This is a genomic window from Pseudogemmobacter lacusdianii (assembly GCF_030848395.1).
Taxonomy (GTDB): Bacteria; Pseudomonadota; Alphaproteobacteria; order Rhodobacterales; family Rhodobacteraceae; genus Pseudogemmobacter; species Pseudogemmobacter lacusdianii.
The window spans coordinates 294,359-310,335 of record NZ_JAVDBT010000001.1 but is presented as its reverse complement, the minus strand read 5'-3'; the positions used below and the strand labels follow the sequence as shown (position 1 = coordinate 310,335).

At 62.8% G+C, this 15,977-nt stretch carries 14 protein-coding genes; 1 reads left to right on the top strand and 13 read right to left on the bottom strand.

The window, feature by feature from the left end; all coding sequences use genetic code 11:
* Positions 1-172 precede the first annotated feature (172 nt).
* The 11 genes from ftsZ to murD form a co-directional block, all read right to left on the bottom strand.
* Positions 173-1,897, bottom strand: coding sequence for a cell division protein FtsZ (ftsZ, locus tag Q9295_RS01490; protein WP_306678672.1), 1,725 nt, complete (start codon positions 1,895-1,897; stop codon positions 173-175).
* Positions 1,898-2,091: 194 nt separating this feature from the next.
* Positions 2,092-3,423 (bottom strand): cell division protein FtsA, encoded by a 1,332-nt coding sequence (ftsA, locus tag Q9295_RS01485; protein WP_306678670.1) that lies wholly within the window; start codon positions 3,421-3,423, stop codon positions 2,092-2,094.
* Complete coding sequence (locus tag Q9295_RS01480) at positions 3,420-4,325, bottom strand: cell division protein FtsQ/DivIB (RefSeq protein ID WP_306678668.1); 906 nt, start codon at positions 4,323-4,325, stop codon at positions 3,420-3,422. The genes ftsA and Q9295_RS01480 overlap by 4 nt, the downstream gene beginning before the upstream one ends.
* Positions 4,313-5,233 carry a D-alanine--D-alanine ligase gene (locus Q9295_RS01475; protein WP_306678665.1) on the bottom strand — a complete coding sequence of 307 codons (921 nt, stop codon included), beginning with the start codon at positions 5,231-5,233 and terminating at the stop codon, positions 4,313-4,315. Before Q9295_RS01475 ends, Q9295_RS01480 begins: the two co-directional genes overlap by 13 nt.
* 31 nt (positions 5,234-5,264) lie before the next feature.
* Complete coding sequence (gene murB, locus Q9295_RS01470) at positions 5,265-6,203, bottom strand: UDP-N-acetylmuramate dehydrogenase (protein WP_306678663.1); 939 nt, start codon at positions 6,201-6,203, stop codon at positions 5,265-5,267.
* 167 nt (positions 6,204-6,370) lie between these two features.
* On the bottom strand, positions 6,371-6,607 hold the full coding sequence (locus Q9295_RS01465) for a DUF2484 family protein (RefSeq protein ID WP_306678661.1): 237 nt from the start codon (positions 6,605-6,607) through the stop codon (positions 6,371-6,373).
* A gap of 92 nt (positions 6,608-6,699) precedes the next feature.
* Positions 6,700-7,032: a hypothetical protein gene (locus tag Q9295_RS01460; RefSeq protein ID WP_306678659.1), complete on the bottom strand. Its 333-nt coding sequence runs from the start codon at positions 7,030-7,032 to the stop codon at positions 6,700-6,702.
* A gap of 3 nt (positions 7,033-7,035) precedes the next feature.
* Positions 7,036-8,460: a UDP-N-acetylmuramate--L-alanine ligase gene (murC, locus tag Q9295_RS01455; RefSeq protein ID WP_306678657.1), complete on the bottom strand. Its 1,425-nt coding sequence runs from the start codon at positions 8,458-8,460 to the stop codon at positions 7,036-7,038.
* Positions 8,457-9,554, bottom strand: a complete 1,098-nt coding sequence (locus Q9295_RS01450; protein WP_306678654.1) for a UDP-N-acetylglucosamine--N-acetylmuramyl-(pentapeptide) pyrophosphoryl-undecaprenol N-acetylglucosamine transferase — start codon at positions 9,552-9,554, stop codon at positions 8,457-8,459. Before Q9295_RS01450 ends, murC begins: the two co-directional genes overlap by 4 nt.
* A 1-nt stretch (position 9,555) precedes the next feature.
* Positions 9,556-10,722 (bottom strand): peptidoglycan glycosyltransferase FtsW, encoded by a 1,167-nt coding sequence (locus Q9295_RS01445; RefSeq protein ID WP_306678653.1) that lies wholly within the window; start codon positions 10,720-10,722, stop codon positions 9,556-9,558.
* 378 nt (positions 10,723-11,100) lie between these two features.
* Positions 11,101-12,501, bottom strand: coding sequence for a UDP-N-acetylmuramoyl-L-alanine--D-glutamate ligase (murD, locus tag Q9295_RS01440; RefSeq protein WP_306678651.1), 1,401 nt, complete (start codon positions 12,499-12,501; stop codon positions 11,101-11,103).
* Positions 12,502-12,732: 231 nt separating this feature from the next.
* Here murD and Q9295_RS01435 point away from each other — a divergent pair, with 231 nt between their 5' ends.
* On the top strand, positions 12,733-13,218 hold the full coding sequence (locus Q9295_RS01435) for a hypothetical protein (protein WP_306678649.1): 486 nt from the start codon (positions 12,733-12,735) through the stop codon (positions 13,216-13,218).
* A 128-nt stretch (positions 13,219-13,346) separates the two neighbouring features.
* Here the strand turns inward: Q9295_RS01435 and mraY are convergent, their stop codons facing one another.
* Both mraY and Q9295_RS01425 read right to left on the bottom strand, forming a co-directional pair.
* Positions 13,347-14,429: a phospho-N-acetylmuramoyl-pentapeptide-transferase gene (gene mraY / locus Q9295_RS01430; protein ID WP_306678647.1), complete on the bottom strand. Its 1,083-nt coding sequence runs from the start codon at positions 14,427-14,429 to the stop codon at positions 13,347-13,349.
* Positions 14,429-15,859, bottom strand: a complete 1,431-nt coding sequence (locus Q9295_RS01425) for a UDP-N-acetylmuramoyl-tripeptide--D-alanyl-D-alanine ligase (protein ID WP_306678645.1) — start codon at positions 15,857-15,859, stop codon at positions 14,429-14,431. The genes mraY and Q9295_RS01425 overlap by 1 nt, the downstream gene beginning before the upstream one ends.
* Between the last annotated feature and the right edge of the window lie 118 nt (positions 15,860-15,977).

Genomic DNA, 15,977 nt, shown 5'->3' with positions numbered 1-15,977 from the left:
GATCAGATGCCAAGGGCCTTGGTTCGAACTTTAGGTAGTTTAGGGGGCGACCAACCTCAACTCACCTTTTGCAACGGTTTGTGACAGTCAGTGTCACAATTGCAAGACCTTGATTTCAAAAGAAAAAGGCCCGGTCTCCCGGGCCTTCTTGCGCTGTTATGTTACAGCGATCTTAGTTGGCCTGACGGCGCAGAAAGGCCGGAATCTCAATCCGATTGTCGTCGCCGGACTGGTCAGGCTCTTCGTCGTAAGCGGTCACCGGCGGTTGCGCGCGGGCCGTTGCGGCCTGGCCACGCTCAGCCCCTTGGTCAAGATGGCCCGCCATGCGGTTGATCAACGAACCGATGCCAAAGCGCGGCTTACCAGCGGCGGCAGCCGGAGCTTGAGCGGCAGCTTGCGGCTGCTGTTGCGGTGCGCGGGGCTGTGGAGCGGCACGCTGCGCCGGGCCTTTGGAGACGGCGGCTTGCAGACGGGCCAAAGCCTCGGGCGAGGGTTGTCCTGCCTGGCCGCGCGGACGCGGCGCCACGAAATCACCAGCATCGCCTTCAATGCTTTGCGGCATGCCACGGGTCATCGCGGTCGGTGCCGGAGCGGGCGCGCGGTAGACCGGGGGCGGCAGGTCGTGGTCTTGGTGCTGATCGTAATCGGCCTGCGGCTCAAAGCTCGGGGCTTCGAAGAGATCGGGCTCTTCGGTATAGGCCTGCTCTTGCGCGGCCGGCGCTTGGTAGCGCTGCGCCGGAGCGGGAGCCGGGGCATAAGCCTCACGGCGCGGCTCGGGGGCCGGGGCCGGGGCATAGGCGCGCGGTGCAGCGGCAGCAACCGGCTCATGCCGCGGCTCGGGGGCCGGAGCAGGCGCCGGGGTCGGGTTCAGCGTCAGCGGCTGTGCCATCGAACGACGGGTGACCGGAGGCTCTGCCTTCTGGGCCGAGGGCGCATCGATCCCGGTGGCCACGACCGAAACGCGCAGACGGCCTTCCATCGTGGTGTCGAGGGTCGAGCCGACGATGATATTCGCCTCAGGATCGACCTTTTCGCGAATGATATTCGCCGCTTCGTCCAGTTCGAACAAAGTCAGATCATAGCCGCCGGTGATGTTAATCAGCACACCTTTGGCGCCATGCAGGCTGATTTCGTCCAAGAGCGGGTTGGCAATTGCCTTCTCGGCAGCTTGGACGGCGCGATCCTCGCCCTCAGCCTCACCGGTGCCCATCATGGCCTTGCCCATCTCATCCATCACCGAACGAACGTCGGCAAAGTCGAGGTTGATGAGGCCCGGACGCACCATAAGGTCGGTCACGCCTTTGACGCCCTGATAAAGGACATCGTCAGCCATGGCGAAGGCTTCGGTAAAGGTCGTGCGCTCATTCGCCAGACGGAACAGGTTCTGGTTCGGAATGATGATCAGCGTGTCGACAACCTTTTGCAGCGCCTCAAGGCCTTCCTCGGCCTGACGCATCCGCTTGTTGCCTTCGAACTGGAAGGGCTTGGTCACGACGCCAACGGTCAGCACACCCAGTTCACGCGCGGCTTGCGCGATGATCGGGGCAGCACCCGTGCCCGTACCCCCGCCCATACCGGCGGTGATGAAGCACATATGCGAGCCAGCGAGGTGATCGACGATTTCCTCGATGGTCTCTTCTGCGGCCGCCGCGCCAACGGTCGGGCGGGCCCCTGCCCCCAGACCTTCGGTCACTTTCACGCCCATCTGGATGCGGGCTTCAGCCTTCGACTGTTGCAGCGCTTGCGCGTCGGTGTTTGCAACCACGAACTCGCAGCCATCCAGCTGCTGTGCGATCATGTTGTTGACGGCATTTCCGCCGGCACCACCCACGCCGAAGACAGTGATGCGCGGCTTCAGCTCTTCGCGCGAGTTGGTCATCGTCAGATTGAGTGCCATAGGTTCCGCCTGTCCGTTTCTTATGCCGCGATCATCTTTCCGCAGGCCTGTCCCTGCCCCGGAAAGCGTCAGTTGGTTCAGACTCTAGCCAGTCCGCAACAAAACGTCACGAGAAAAACGTGCATTCCCCACAAAATATGGGGGAATACGCCGCCCAATAGGCGGGATTTCGCGCTTGCCGCTACGTGTTGGGGTTACCAGTTGTCCTTGAACCATTTGAAGGCCCTTTTCAAAGAGCGCGCCGGGTAGCGTTCGGCCGGGATTTCGAAGTCCCACCATTCGTCTTGCGGATGCGCCGCAAAGAGGCAAAGCCCCACAGCCGAGCTGAAAGCCGGGCCCGTCGCGGCATGCGGCAGACCCTGCACCCGCAAGGGGCGGCCAAGGCGGACGCGCTGCCCTAGGATGCGATTGGCCAGCCCGTCAAGACCGGGGATCTGGCTGCCGCCACCGGTGAGCACGATTTGCTGGCTAGGCAGATGGTCAAAGCCCGCCGCATCCAAGACACTGCGCACTTCTTCCAAGATCTCTTCAACGCGCGGACGCATGATGCCGATCAGCTCGGTCCGACTGATTTGGCGCCGGTCCTTCTCCCAATCGCCAGAGTCGCTGCCGATCTCGATCATCTCACGGTCATCCATGCCGGTGGCATGCAAGCCGCCGTGCCGGGTCTTGATCCGCTCGGCGGTGGAGAAGGGAATTTGCAGACCCTTGGAGATATCTGAGGTGACATGATCGCCGCCCATGCGCACCGCATCGGCATAGATCATGTGTTTCTTCATGAAGACCGAGATACCGGTGGTGCCGCCGCCCAGATCGATGCAGGCCGCGCCCAGCTCTTGCTCATCTTCCACAAGGCTCGACACACCCGAGACATAGGCCGAAGAGGCGATGCCGGCGAGCTCCAGATCGCAGCGCTGGATGCAGTAAAGCAGATTCTGGATCGCCGCCCCATCGACCGACAGAAGGTGCATATCGCAAGCCAGACGGTGGCCGATCTGGCCGCGCGGATCGCCCAGACCCGAGCGGTGGTCCAAAGCGAAGTTGACCGGCTGGGCATGCAAAACCTCACGCCCCGGACCAAGATCGGGCACGTCGCAGGCCGAAAGCACACGCGCCACGTCCTGCTCGGTCACCACGGAATCCGCCAGATCCCACTCACCGGCAAGACCGTAGCTGCGGGGCTCTGCGCCCGAGAAGCTGGCGATCACATGATCCACCCGCACATTGGCCATCTTTTGCGCCGCTTGCACGGCGGTGCGGATCGCCCGCTCGGTCTCATTCATCACCGCGATTTCGCCGAACCGCACCCCGCGTGAGCGGGTCGTCGCAGCGCCAATGATGCGGAACTGCGACTGTCCAGCCATCGAGCCCACGCCGTCATCCGACAGCCGGTGGTCGCCGTCAAAGCGCAAGATCAGACAGGCGATCTTGCTTGAGCCCACATCGAGAATGGCAATAACGCCGCGCTGCATGGCGGCCTTGCGCATGTTCCGCATCGCACGTTGCGATTGATAAAGATCGGTCACAGTTCGGTCTCCATGGGATCAAGGCCTTGCGAGCGACGCAGAGCATTCATGGCATAGGGCGAAAGTCGAAGGGTCGGGCGCGCATCATTGCGCAAATCAACAGCCAGCAGATCGCGGGCGAGAATGTCTTGGGCATGGTCCAGAGCCAAAAGCCGCTCCAGCGCGCGCACCGGATCATCGGGCGGCAGCATGATGCGCTGATCGCGGTCAAGCGCGATGTCCCAACGGCGCTCACCCACCCGGATCATGCCGCGAATACGGGGGGTTAGCGGATCTGCGGCTTGCAAAAGCCGGATCGCTTCGGCGGCGGCCTTATCCGCCCCCTCGCCCGCCAGTAGCGGCAGATCGGGACGGTCGGCGCGGGCATGCAGGCCTGCGACGCGGTGGCCGGTATCATCGATCAACGTCAGACCATCGGCGGTGCGCCAGACGGCAACGGGCACGCGCTCGGTCACCAGAACTTGCAGCACCCCACCCGAGCGCACACGCAGCTCGGCCGATTTAACGGCATCGAGGCTCTCCACACGGGCGCGGGCGGCTTCAAGATCAAGGTCGAAACTTGATTGCGGCAGGTTGAGGTTCAGCTTGGCGCGCACGGCCTCGGCCAAATCATCCGAGCAGCCCTCGACCGAAGCCAGCGAGACGCGGAATTCAGGGCGGCTTTCGAATTTCTCACGGATGTCGGTGAAGACCCCGGTGACCCCCGCAAGCCTTTGTTCATCCGAGAGATAAATGCCAGTGGCCAAGACGAGAACGAAGGTCGGCAGCCCCACCCGCAAAAGCGCGCGCAGATAGGGCGTGAGCATGACACGCTGCATCCGGTAGGCCCAGCGGCTGGGGGCCGGGTCGCGGCGCATCATGGGCTCATGGCCCGAACGACGGGGCGCGCTCAGCGGTCGCATGAGGCGTCCTTCACCAGCCAATCGCAAAGTTGACCAAAGGAGATACCGTGCAGCGCCGCCTGCTCAGGCGCCAGCGAAGTGGGGGTCATTCCGGGCTGGGTGTTGGTCTCCAACAGCACCAGACCAGCCACGCCGCGCGTGTCATCCCAGCGAATATCGGTGCGCGAAAGTCCTTTGCAGCCCAAGGCCTTATGGGCCCGCAAGGCATAGTCAAGGCAGGCCTCGGTCACCTCGGCGGGCATCTTGGCGGGCAGCTCGTGGCGGCTGCCACCCACTTTGTATTTCGCGTCGTAATCATACCAGCCGTCGGTGATGATATCGGTCACCGCCAAGGCACGGTCGCCCATCACCGAGATCGAAAGCTCGCGGCCCGGCGCATAGGTCTCGACCATAACTTCTTTCGGCATGGTCTCGGCCAGACGCGGCGCGTTGGAGCCGGGAAAGACGATATAGACGCCGACCGAGGAGCCTTCGTTATTGGGCTTCACCACATAGGGCGGCGGCAAAACGTGAGACTTTTCAACCTCTTCGCGGCTGGCAATCACACCTTCCACCACTGGCAGGCCAGCGGCGCGGTAAGCCTCTTTGGCGCGATGCTTGTCCATCGCCAGCGAAGAGGCCAGCACGCCCGAATGCGTGTAGGGAATGGAGAGCCATTCCAAAATGCCTTGGACACAACCATCTTCGCCCCAACGGCCATGCAGGGCGTTGAAGACAACATCTGGTTTGATTTCAGCAAGTTGCGAGACGAGATCGCGGCCGGCATCGACCTCGAAAACCTCGTGGTAACCAACCTCGCGCAGGGCTTTGGCGCATTCGAACCCGGAGACGAGAGAGACCTCACGCTCCGCGGACATGCCGCCTTTCAAAACCGCAACGCGGGGAAATCTGCCCGATCCCGCCGCCATCTTTACTGCCTCACGGGGCTATTTTGCCCCTTTATTTGCCCGCGTGTTCTCCGACACGCATGATTTCCCATTCTAACGTGATCCCGCTGTTTTCGTAAACCTTTTTTCGCACCTCTTCGCCCAAGCTTTCGAGATCTTGGGCGGTGGCGTTCTCGGCGTTGATCAAGAAATTGGAATGTTTGGGCGACATTTGCGCGCCACCAAGCTTGGCGCCGCGCAGACCGGCGTCGTCGATCACCTTCCAAGCCTTCAGCTCATGGGTGTCATCGGCCTGTCCGGTGGAGGAGCGACCCAAGGGGTTGCGGAAGGTGGAGCCGGCGGATCTATCCTTGGTAGGCTGTGAGGCATCGCGCTTGGCGAGCTGATCTTCCATCCGTGCCGCCAAAGCCGCCGGATCACCAGCCGGGGCGCGGAAAGTGGCGGAGATCACCACGGCACCTTCGGGCAGATCGGACTGACGATAGCGGAAGTTGAGAGCGCTGGCGGGAAGGGTTTGCAGCGCACCCTCACGGGTGACGATCTGAATTTCCTCAAGGAAATCAGCGACGTAATGGCCGTAGCATCCGGCATTCATCCGCACCGCCCCGCCGATCGAGCCGGGGATGGTGCGCAGGAAGGTGAGATCCAGCCCCGCCTCGGCGGCCTTGCGGGCCACGTGGGCGTCCAGAGCGGCAGCGCCAACAACCACCTTATCCCCTTGAATTTCAATAGAATTGAAACCGCGACCCAGCCGGATCACCACGGCGCGCAAGCCACCATCGCGCACGATGAGGTTGGAGCCGACGCCCATTGGAAAGACCGGGACCTCTGGGGGAAGTTCCCTAAGGAAATCAGCAAGATCTTGCGCATCGGCGGGTTGGAAGAACCAATCCGCAGGCCCTCCGACGCGCAGCCAAGTGAGATCGGCCAGCGGGCGATTGGGGGTCAGCGTGCCGCGAGGGCTGGGCATGGTGTAGGATTGCGTGCTCATGCGCTTTGGTAGCCGGGAACGGGTCCGGGCCGCAAGGGAGCTGCGAAAAGCACAGCTGGAAAACGTATGGCTTAGGTATGGCCGAGGTATGGCTTTGCGCATGACGCGGGGCGAAGCCGCACATGCCGGAGCGGAGCCGTAGTCAGGCCCAGACTTAAGGCCCGAAGTCAGACGCGCGGGGAGCCGCGCAACCAGCGCCAGACATAGATCAATGGCCAGCGCAGCAGGCTGGCGCCAGCAGCGACGAAAAGCATCCCCCAGATCGGGCCAGAGGTATAGGTCAACCATCCAGCCAGCGGAATGCCAATGGCAATCAGCGCATAGGCCGCGCGCCAATGGTGGTCACGACTGGGCAACATCGCAATCAAATTGGCGGCCAGCAGCCAAAGGAGGCTGCATGTCATAGGGATCAGCATCGAAGAAGCTCACGAGTAAAAGACATCAGGCGCAAGAGAAAACTATGCGCCTCAGAAAGACGGGTCGGGTTCGGGGTGTCTCAGATCACGACAATGGTACTGAAAAGGCCCAAGCCATAGAGGGCGAAAAGAGCCAAGCCCGCCCAGCGGTTGAGGGCGGAAACAATACCGATGACCATTGCAGCCCCCGGCCCTACCAAAAGCGCCAGCGCGATCAGCGTTTCGAGCAGACCGGAGAGATAATGGCCGGTGGCGATGCTGGCGAGATAGGCAAAGATCGCAGCGGCAATCACGATCACCCCTATGACCGCCAGAACCAACCGGCGCCGTCCGCGCCGCCAACCGACAAAAGCTCCGACCCCGGCCACCACAGAGATGACGGCCAGCACTGCAAGGACGAGCGCGAACTCCATGCGTCAGGCGGCCTGACCGACCAACTTGGCCGGCAGAGCATTGGCCCAAGTGCTGATCGTCCCGGCACCAAGGCAGACGAAGATATCGCCGGGACGGGCTTGCTCGCGGAAGAGGCGGGCGAGATCCGCCTCATCGATGCAGGCGCGGGCGTGGCGATGGCCGTGGGCGATCAGGCCCGCCACGAGATCATCGCGATTGGCACCCGGGATCGGCTCTTCACCGGCGGCATAGACATCGGTGATCGCGACGACATCGGCCTCGTTAAAGCAGGTGCAGAAATCTTCGAAGAGATTGGCCAGACGCGAGAAGCGGTGCGGCTGGTGGACAGCGATCACGCGCGCACCGGGGGTATTTGAGACCGCTTGGCGCGCGGCTTTCAGTACCGCGGCGATTTCCACCGGGTGATGGCCGTAATCATCGATGATGGTGGCGCCGTCGACTTCCCCAACTTTGGTGAAGCGGCGGTTGACGCCTGCGAAGCCGGCAAGCGCTTCGCGGATCTCGGAACGCTTCATGCCCAGATGGCGCGCAACGGCGACGGCGGACAGAGCGTTCGAGACGTTGTGTTGGCCGGGCATCGGCAGGGTGCAGCCCTCGATGCGGGACTCTTCGCCTTCGGCTTGCAAAAGGATGTCGAACTTCGAGGTGGCGCCGTCGAAGGTAAGGTTCACCGCGCGCACATCAGCTTGGGCGTTGAAGCCGAAGGTCAGGATGCGGCGGTCGGTGATGCGGCCGACAAGGGCCTGCACCTCGGGGTGGTCGGTGCAGCAAACCGCGACGCCGTAGAAGGGGATGTTGGAGACGAAATCGACAAAGCCTTTGCGCAAAGCTTCGATATTGCCCCAATGCTCCATATGCTCGGGGTCGATATTGGTGACGATGGCGATGGTCGCGGGCAGGCGGTTGAAGGAGCCGTCCGACTCGTCAGCCTCAACCACCATCCACTCCCCTGCTCCGGCGCGGGCGTTGGAGCCATAAGCATGGATCACGCCGCCGTTGATGACGGTGGGGTCAAAGCCGCCCTTGTCGAGAAGCGTCGCCACCATCGTGGTGGTGGTGGTTTTGCCATGCGTGCCTGCCACGGCGATGTTGGAGCGCAGGCGCATGAGTTCCGCCAGCATCTCGGCGCGGCGGACGACGGGAAGCTTGCGGCGGCGCGCCTCTTCCAGCTCGGGGTTGCCCTTTTTGATCGCCGAGGAGATCACGATCACGGCGGCATCGCCGATATTCTCGGCCCGCTGGCCTTCGAAGAAGCGCGCGCCCAGTTTCACCAGACGGTCGGTGATTTTTGAGGCTTTGGCGTCAGAGCCTTGGACGGAATAGCCCAGCGTGATCAGCACCTCGGCAATGCCGGACATGCCGATGCCGCCGATGCCGACGAAATGGATCGGGCCAAGTTCCAGCGGCAATTTGGTGGCGGCATTCATGTCGGGTCTCCTGCCAACTCTTCAACTAGGGCAACAAGGCGGGCGGTGGCGTCGGGCTTGCCTTCGGACAAAGCATGGCGCGCCATCTGCTCGGCAGCTTCAGGATTGCCGAGGATCGCGGCGATGTGGCCCGCGAGACTTGGCGCGTCAAGCAGGTTTTCGGGGATAAGGACGGCGGCATTGGCATCGGCCAAGCCGCGCGCATTGGCGGTTTGGTGATCTCCCGTGGCGGCGGCGAAGGGGATCAGGATCGAGGGGCGACCAATGACAGAGATATCAGCGATGGAAGAGGCGCCCGAGCGCGAGATGACGAGTTGCGCCTCGGAAAGGCGGCGGGGGATGTCGGCGAAGAAAGGCGCAATCTCGGCGCGCACCCCGGCTTCGGCATAGGCCTTTGCGGCGCGCTCGGCATCTTCATTGCGGGCCTGATGGGCGATGCGCAGGTTGTCGCGGAGGCCTTCCGGCAGCTGGGCGACGGCGGCGGGGACGACATCGGAGAGAATGCGCGCGCCTTGGCTGCCGCCGATGACAAGAAGCGACATCGGGTAATCGCCGGGGGCGATATAGGGCGCGCGGGCGCGCTCAAGAATGGCGCCGCGCACCGGATTGCCGGTGGGGATGCCGGTGACGCCTTGGGGCAGATCGGTCGGCCAAGTGCCGCAGGCGATGCGGTCGACGCGCGGCGCGAAGATCTGGTTCACGCGGCCAAGGACACCATTTTGTTCATGGATCATGCGGGGTTGGCGCAGGAGCCAAGCGGCGCTCAGCGCCGGGATCGACGGATAGCCGCCAAAGCCCACCGTGACGGCGGGCTTGTCGCCCAGCTGCGAGGCGACGGCTTTCACCACGCCCCCCGCGATGCGGAAGGGCACCATCAGTTTCGCCAGCGCCCCGCCCCGTGCGAAAGTGGCGGAGGCGGTTTTCTCTATCGTGACCTCGGGTGGGAAGCCGCCCGCATAGCGCGCGCCACGCTCATCGGTGGAGAGCTTCACCCGCCAGCCGCGCGCCAGCATCGCCTCGGCCAAGGCTTGGGCGGGGAACATATGCCCGCCCGTGCCACCGGCTGCGATCAAGAGAAGCTTTGCGCGTGCCATCTTAGCGCCCGCTCCGCCGGAACACATCCGACATGCGGTCGCGGGGCCGGGTGCGGGTCATGGCCAGAAGCGCGCCGACCGTCAGGCCAGCCGCGATCAGCGAAGACCCACCGTAAGAGATAAAGGGCAAGGTCATGCCTTTGGCGGGCAAAAGCCGCACCGCCACGCCCATATTGATCATCGCCTGCACGCCGAAAAGGCAGGCAAGCCCCGAACCGGCGAGCCGGGTGAACGTGTCTTGCTCGGACATCAGCCGGGCCAGCGAGCGCACGACGATAAGGCCGAACAGCGCCAGAATGATGAGGACCAAGATCAGGCCATATTCCTCGGCCGCGACGGCGATGATGAAATCGGTATGCGCATCGGGGAGCGACCATTTCACCTGGCCCTCGCCGACGCCAACGCCAAAGAAGCCGCCCTCTTGGATGGCATTGGTGGCATAGCCAAGCTGGGTGCGCGGGTCGATATCGGGCGAGAGGAAGCCGTCAATCCGCCGGGCAAAGTGCTCAGACGCGCCATAGGCGATGACCCCGCCCCCGGCGACAAGACCGGTGATCCCAACGATCAGGATCATCGGCGCACCGGCGACGAAATAGATCACGCCCCAGGAGAAGAGGACCAAGGCCGATTGGCCAAAGTCGGGCTGCATGGCAAGGAAACCGACCACGATGCACAGAAGCCCAAAGGACAAAAGTTTGCCCGGAGGGCCCCCGACCTGCTGGCTGGCGGCCATCAGCCAGGCGCTGACCACGACGAAACCGGGCTTCAGGAACTCGGACGGTTGCAGCGAAAATCCGCCGATCGAGAGCCAGCGGACCGCCCCCTTGCCGTGATCCTCGCCCACGAAGGGCAAAGCCATGACCAAGATCATCGCGCAGACAAAGCCCAAAACGCCCAGACGGCGGACATTGCCGGGTGACATCATCGAGACGGAAATCATCACCGCCAAGCCCATGCAGCCAAACATCGCCTGCTTTTGGACATAGTAAAATGGCTCAAGTCCGTTGCGGCTTGCCAGCGGCACCGAGGCCGCAAGCCCCAGCAAAAGCCCAAGGCCAAAGAGCACGAAAATCGACGTGAGCGTCCATTTATCGATGGTGCGCCACCAGCGCGGGAGCACCGGCTCCGTGACCGGAACAGGTGAAGATCCATAGACCATTTCAGTCATGGGGAGCCGCCTCGATTTATACTGCCTCTGGCCCGGATGTTCCCCCCGAGCTCTTTCGGGAAGTCTAGCGGCATTCCCGATCCATGGCTAGCGACAATGCAGGGCAATGCGCACAAGGCTTGGTGAAGATGAAAAGCTTTGGGTTTGCGCGATCAAATAGGCCGCCAAAGGCTTCCTCGCCGAAGTCTTTCAAACAGAACGGGGGGCTTCCGCCCCCCTTGAACCCCCCGAGGATATTTAAGTTCTGAAAGAATTAAGAGTTCTTTCATTTCTTTCAGAATTCTAAATATCCCCGCCGGAGGCCCCCCTCGCCGGTTGCGCCGCAGGCGCAGAGGCGAGAGAAAAAGCTTGCGGCGATAGCCGCGCCATTGGATCCGGTTAGGCCAAGAGTGCGGCGACGCGGGCGGTGAAGTCTTCGCCGCGTTTCTCAAAGTTGGGGTATTGGTCAAAGCTGGCGGCGGCGGGGGCGAGGAGCACCACCTCACCCACTTGCGCATCTTCGGCGGCGCGGGCGGTGGCGCGCTCCATTGTCTCGCAGATCTCATAGGGCGTTTGGCCCAGTTGCAGCGCGAAATCAGGGGCGGAATGGCCGATGAGATAGGCTTTCACCACCGAGCCGAGATGCGGCGCAAGGGCTGCGATGCCGCCCTCTTTGCCCATGCCCCCGGCGATCCAGCGGATTTTCGGGAAGGCTTGCAGGGCCTTAGCGGCCGAATCCACATTGGTCGCCTTGCTGTCATTGATAAAGCGCACGCCCGCTTTCTCGCCCACGAGTTGGCTGCGATGCGGCAGGCCGGCAAAGCTGTGCAGCGCCTCTTCGATCAGTTTCGGTGCCAGCCCCAAGGCGCGGGTCGCGGCGTAGGCCGCACAAGCGTTTTGGTGGTTATGCGCCCCCGGCAGGCCCTTAATGCTGCGCAGATCGATGGACGCCACCTGCTTGCCCTTGCGCCATTCGGCCAAGAAGCCTTTGCGGGCAAAGACCGACCAGCCGAAGCCTTCGAGCTTTTGGCCCGAGGAGATGCGGATCACCCGATCATCACTCGGCCCCTGCGCCATTTGGCCGGCAAGGAACCGCCCCTCGATCTCATCCACGCCGATCACCGCGCGGTCCGGCCCGCCTTCGGCGAAGAGGCGGCGCTTGGCGGCGAAATAGCCGCCGGGGCCGTTGTGACGATCCAAGTGATCGGGCGAGAGATTGGTGAAGACCGCAACATCGGGGGTAAGCGCGCGGGCGAGCTCGGTCTGGTAGCTGGAAAGTTCCAACACCACCACCTCGCCATCCTCGGGCGGGTCGATCGAGAGCACGCCTTTGCCGATATTGCCGGCCATTTGGCTGGGTTTTCCAGCCGCTTGCAGGATGTGATGGATCAGCGCGGTGGTCGTGGATTTGCCGTTTGATCCGGTCACAGCGACGGCGCGCGGCGGGGTCTCGAAATTGTCCCATTCGGGCCGCGCCCAGCTTTGGAAGAAAAGCCCAATGTCATTATCAACCGGCACGCCCAGTTCCAGCGCGCGGGCGATCACCGGATGCGCATGGGGGTAGAGATGCGGGATGCCGGGGCTGGTGATGAGGGCGGCCACGCCCTCAAAAGCGGCATTGCGGGTGAGATCGGTAAGGCTCAGCCCCTCGGCCTCGGCCGCGGCGCGGGCCTCGGCGCTGTCGTCCCAGAGAAGCGGCTCTGCCCCGCCGGCGCGCAGCGCCTTGGCCGTGGCCAGACCCGAACGGCCAAGACCGAGAACGGCAACTTTAGCGCCTTTATAGCCGATGACAGGGATCATGATCGCTTCCTTGCTGTGCGCGCCTAGATTTATGGGAGGGGCCGGAAAAGGAAAAGGGGGCGCGCGCGTGATCCGAGCCGGGGCGCAGTGCGACACGGAACCATCGGGACGGCGGCGCGGGGCGCGGTTGCGCATTATTTGCTGCTTGGCAGCGAAAGAAGAAAGTGAACATGTTGCGCAACTGTGACGAGAATGGGATAGATTGCCTCGTCCATAGAGGAGACGAATTTCATGACTTTTAAATTCAGCGCGCTTGGTGCCGCAGCCCTTTTCGCCGCCAGCTTCTCGGCAGCCTCGGCGCAAGAGCTGGTCGGCGAGGCCGGCGGCTGGGAGATTTACCGCGACGCCAGCATGGGCGGCGGCTGCTATATGACCTCGGCCTTTGAAGATGGCTCGATCGTCCAACTGGGCTATGACATTTCCGAGGATGCCGCCTTCTTCACCGTCTTCAACGGCGACTGGACCGATATCACCGAAGGTGAGGTCTATCCGATGACCTTCGACATCGACGGTCAGCCTTGGACGGCCGATGGCCATGGCATGAACACCGGCGATCTGGGTGGCATTTTGGTGATGGTGGAGAATGAGGATTTCTTCGTCGATCTGGCCACGAAGAACAGCCTGATCGTCTCGAACGAAGCCGGTGAGGTTGCGCATCTTGATCTGGGCGGCACCCGTGATGCTGTGATTGCGACCTCGGATTGCGTCACCGGCTGATCGGTTTGCGAAGAAAGGGGCTGCGAGAGATTGCAGCCCTGCTCTTTGGCCGATGCTGCGCGCTGAAACGAAAAACCCCGCCCTTTTGAGGCGGGGTTTTCTTTTGGCCTGATCGCGCGGCTTGGCGCTTAGCGAACCTTCAGCGTGGCAAGGCCGATCGCGGCAAGGATCAGCGAGATGATCCAAAAGCGGATCACGATTTGCGGCTCGGCCCAGCCTTTTTTCTCAAAATGGTGGTGGATCGGCGCCATCAAGAAGATGCGCTTCTTGGTGCGCTTGTAATAAAGCACTTGGATGATGACCGAGAGCGCCTCGACCACAAAGAGGCCGCCGACGATGGCCAAAACGATCTCATGTTTGGTGCAGACGGCGATGGCACCCAAAGCGCCGCCAAGCGCGAGGCTGCCGGTGTCGCCCATGAAGACGGCTGCCGGAGGGGCGTTGTACCACAAAAAGCCAAGACCACCGCCAAAGAGCGCTGCGGCGAAGACCAGAAACTCGGAAGTGCCGGGGACGAAATGCACACCGAGGTAGTTGGAATAGACGGCGTTGCCGACGGCATAAGCAATGATGCCCAAAGTTGCAGCGGCGATCATCACCGGCATGATCGCCAGACCGTCCAAGCCATCGGTCAGGTTCACCGCATTGGCGGCGCCGACGATCACGATCATGCCAAAGGGCACGAAGAAGACGCCAAGATTGACCAAAGCATCCTTGAAGAAGGGCAAGGCCAGCTGGTGGGTCAGCCCCTCGGGGTGGAACATGGCGGCGGCGTAGCTGGCAAGACCGGCGATGATCAAGCCAAGCACCATCCGCACCCGCGAGGACACGCCTTTGGTGTTTTGCTTGGTCACTTTGGCATAGTCATCGGCAAAACCAATGAGGCCAAAGGCCAAAGTCACCAGAATGACGATCCAGACATAGGGCACATCAAGCCGCGCCCAGAGCAGCGTCGAGACCATCAGCGCCGACAGGATCAAAAGCCCGCCCATCGTCGGCGTGCCGGATTTGGCAAGATGGCTTTGCGGGCCATCATCGCGGATCGGCTGGCCCTTGCCCTGTTTGCGGCGCAGAAAATCGATCAAAGGGCGCCCGAAGAGGAAGCCGAAGATCAAGGCCGTGGCGAAGGCTCCACCAGCGCGAAAGGTGATGTAGCGAAAAAGGTTAAAGAAGCCGCCGTCATCTCCAAGATCCGCAAGCCAGTATAGCATTATTCTGTCCCTTCCATTGGGGCGGCTCTCTGGCCGAGTTTGCGCATCTGGTCAACGACGAGGCTGACTTTTGAGCCTTTGGAGCCCTTCACAAGCACGATATCACCCGCATCGAAAAGCTGGCGGGCTTGCGGGGCGATCTCGGCTGCGGTTTCGACCCAAATGCCGCGTTGGGCGCGGGGGAGCGTCTCGTAAAGCGCGTGCATGCGCGGGCCGACACAGTGAATCGTGGTGATTTTGGCAAGGCCCGGATGGCGGGCGACGGCGCGGTGCATGGCGATCTCATCGGGGCCAAGCTCTAGCATATCGCCCAAGATGGCGATGCGGCGGCCATTGCCGACACGGCCAATGCCATGGGTCGGCTCAGTGGCGATCAGCACGTCGAGCGCGGCGGCGAGCGAGACCGGGTTGGCGTTGAAGGCGTCATCGATGAGGTCGAAGAAGGTCTCATCGACTTGGTCAAGGAGGATGCGTTCGCGGGTGCCGCGACCGGCGGGCGGGGCCCAGCGGCCAATGTCATGTGCCGAGATCACCGGATCCGCGCCAAGCGCAGCGGCAGCGGCCAAAGCGCCAAGCGCATTCAGCGCGAAATGCTTGCCGGGTGTGGCGACCTTATAAAGGAGCGGGCCTTGCGGTGAGGTTCCGCGGCAGACCGTCGCCTCCCCCGCCGGGGTGGCGCTGTCGAGATGCCAAGCGGCGGATTTGGCGGTGCCGAAGGTGACGGTGTTCTGGGGCGCGGCGGCGATCATGCGGGCCGAGGTCGAAAGATCGGCATTGATGATGGCTTGGCCTTCAGGCTCTAGCCCGGTGAAGATGCTGGCTTTTTCATCCGCGATGCCGTCGATGTTTTCAAAGGCGGCCAGATGCGCGGGCGCGATGGTGGTGATCATCGCGACATGCGGGCGGGCGAGTTGGGCCAGGGGCGCGATCTCACCGGGGTTGCTCATCCCGATCTCGATCACAGCGAAATCGGCGTCTTGCGGCAGGCGGGCGAGGGTGAGTGGCACGCCCCAATGATTGTTGTAGCTCGCCTCGGCGGCATGGACTTTGCCTTGGCCGGAGAGGATGGCGCGCAGCATTTCCTTGGTCGAGGTCTTGCCGACCGAGCCGGTGATCGCGACAACGCGGGCCTTTGCGCGCGCGCGGCCAGCGGCGCCGAGGCGGCTGAGGCCTTCGAGCACGTCATCCACAATAAGGAGTGGCGCATCGGGGGAAAGGCCCTCGGGGATGCGGGAGACGAGCGCGGCGGCGGCGCCCTTCTCAAGCGCCTGCGCCACGAAATCATGGCCGTCGCGGATGTCTTTCAGCGCGACGAAGAGATCGCCCTTTTGCAAGCTGCGGGTGTCGATGGAGACGCCAGTGGCGCGCCAGTCTTGCGTGGCGCGGCCTTGGGTGGCTTCGGCGGCTTCTGTTGCGGTCCAGAGGGTCATTTCGGCACCTTGTGGCAGGCCGCGGGGGGCTGTCTGCCCCCCCACGCCATTTGTTTCTCGAACCAATGGCGAACCAAATGGCGTACCCCCGAGAGTATTTCCGTCAAGATGAAAGGGG

Coding starts and splice junctions, on each gene's coding strand:
- ftsZ (WP_306678672.1), bottom strand. CDS start 1,897: ATGGCACTCAATCTGACGATGACCAACTCGCGCGAAGAGCTGAAGCCG.
- Q9295_RS01480 (WP_306678668.1), bottom strand. CDS start 4,325: ATGCGACCGCTGAGCGCGCCCCGTCGTTCGGGCCATGAGCCCATGATG.
- Q9295_RS01475 (WP_306678665.1), bottom strand. CDS start 5,233: ATGGCGGCGGGATCGGGCAGATTTCCCCGCGTTGCGGTTTTGAAAGGC.
- murB (WP_306678663.1), bottom strand. CDS start 6,203: ATGAGCACGCAATCCTACACCATGCCCAGCCCTCGCGGCACGCTGACC.
- Q9295_RS01465 (WP_306678661.1), bottom strand. CDS start 6,607: ATGACATGCAGCCTCCTTTGGCTGCTGGCCGCCAATTTGATTGCGATG.
- Q9295_RS01460 (WP_306678659.1), bottom strand. CDS start 7,032: ATGGAGTTCGCGCTCGTCCTTGCAGTGCTGGCCGTCATCTCTGTGGTG.
- murC (WP_306678657.1), bottom strand. CDS start 8,460: ATGAATGCCGCCACCAAATTGCCGCTGGAACTTGGCCCGATCCATTTC.
- Q9295_RS01450 (WP_306678654.1), bottom strand. CDS start 9,554: ATGGCACGCGCAAAGCTTCTCTTGATCGCAGCCGGTGGCACGGGCGGG.
- Q9295_RS01445 (WP_306678653.1), bottom strand. CDS start 10,722: ATGACTGAAATGGTCTATGGATCTTCACCTGTTCCGGTCACGGAGCCG.
- murD (WP_306678651.1), bottom strand. CDS start 12,501: ATGATCCCTGTCATCGGCTATAAAGGCGCTAAAGTTGCCGTTCTCGGT.
- Q9295_RS01435 (WP_306678649.1), top strand. CDS start 12,733: ATGACTTTTAAATTCAGCGCGCTTGGTGCCGCAGCCCTTTTCGCCGCC.
- mraY (WP_306678647.1), bottom strand. CDS start 14,429: ATGCTATACTGGCTTGCGGATCTTGGAGATGACGGCGGCTTCTTTAAC.
- Q9295_RS01425 (WP_306678645.1), bottom strand. CDS start 15,859: ATGACCCTCTGGACCGCAACAGAAGCCGCCGAAGCCACCCAAGGCCGC.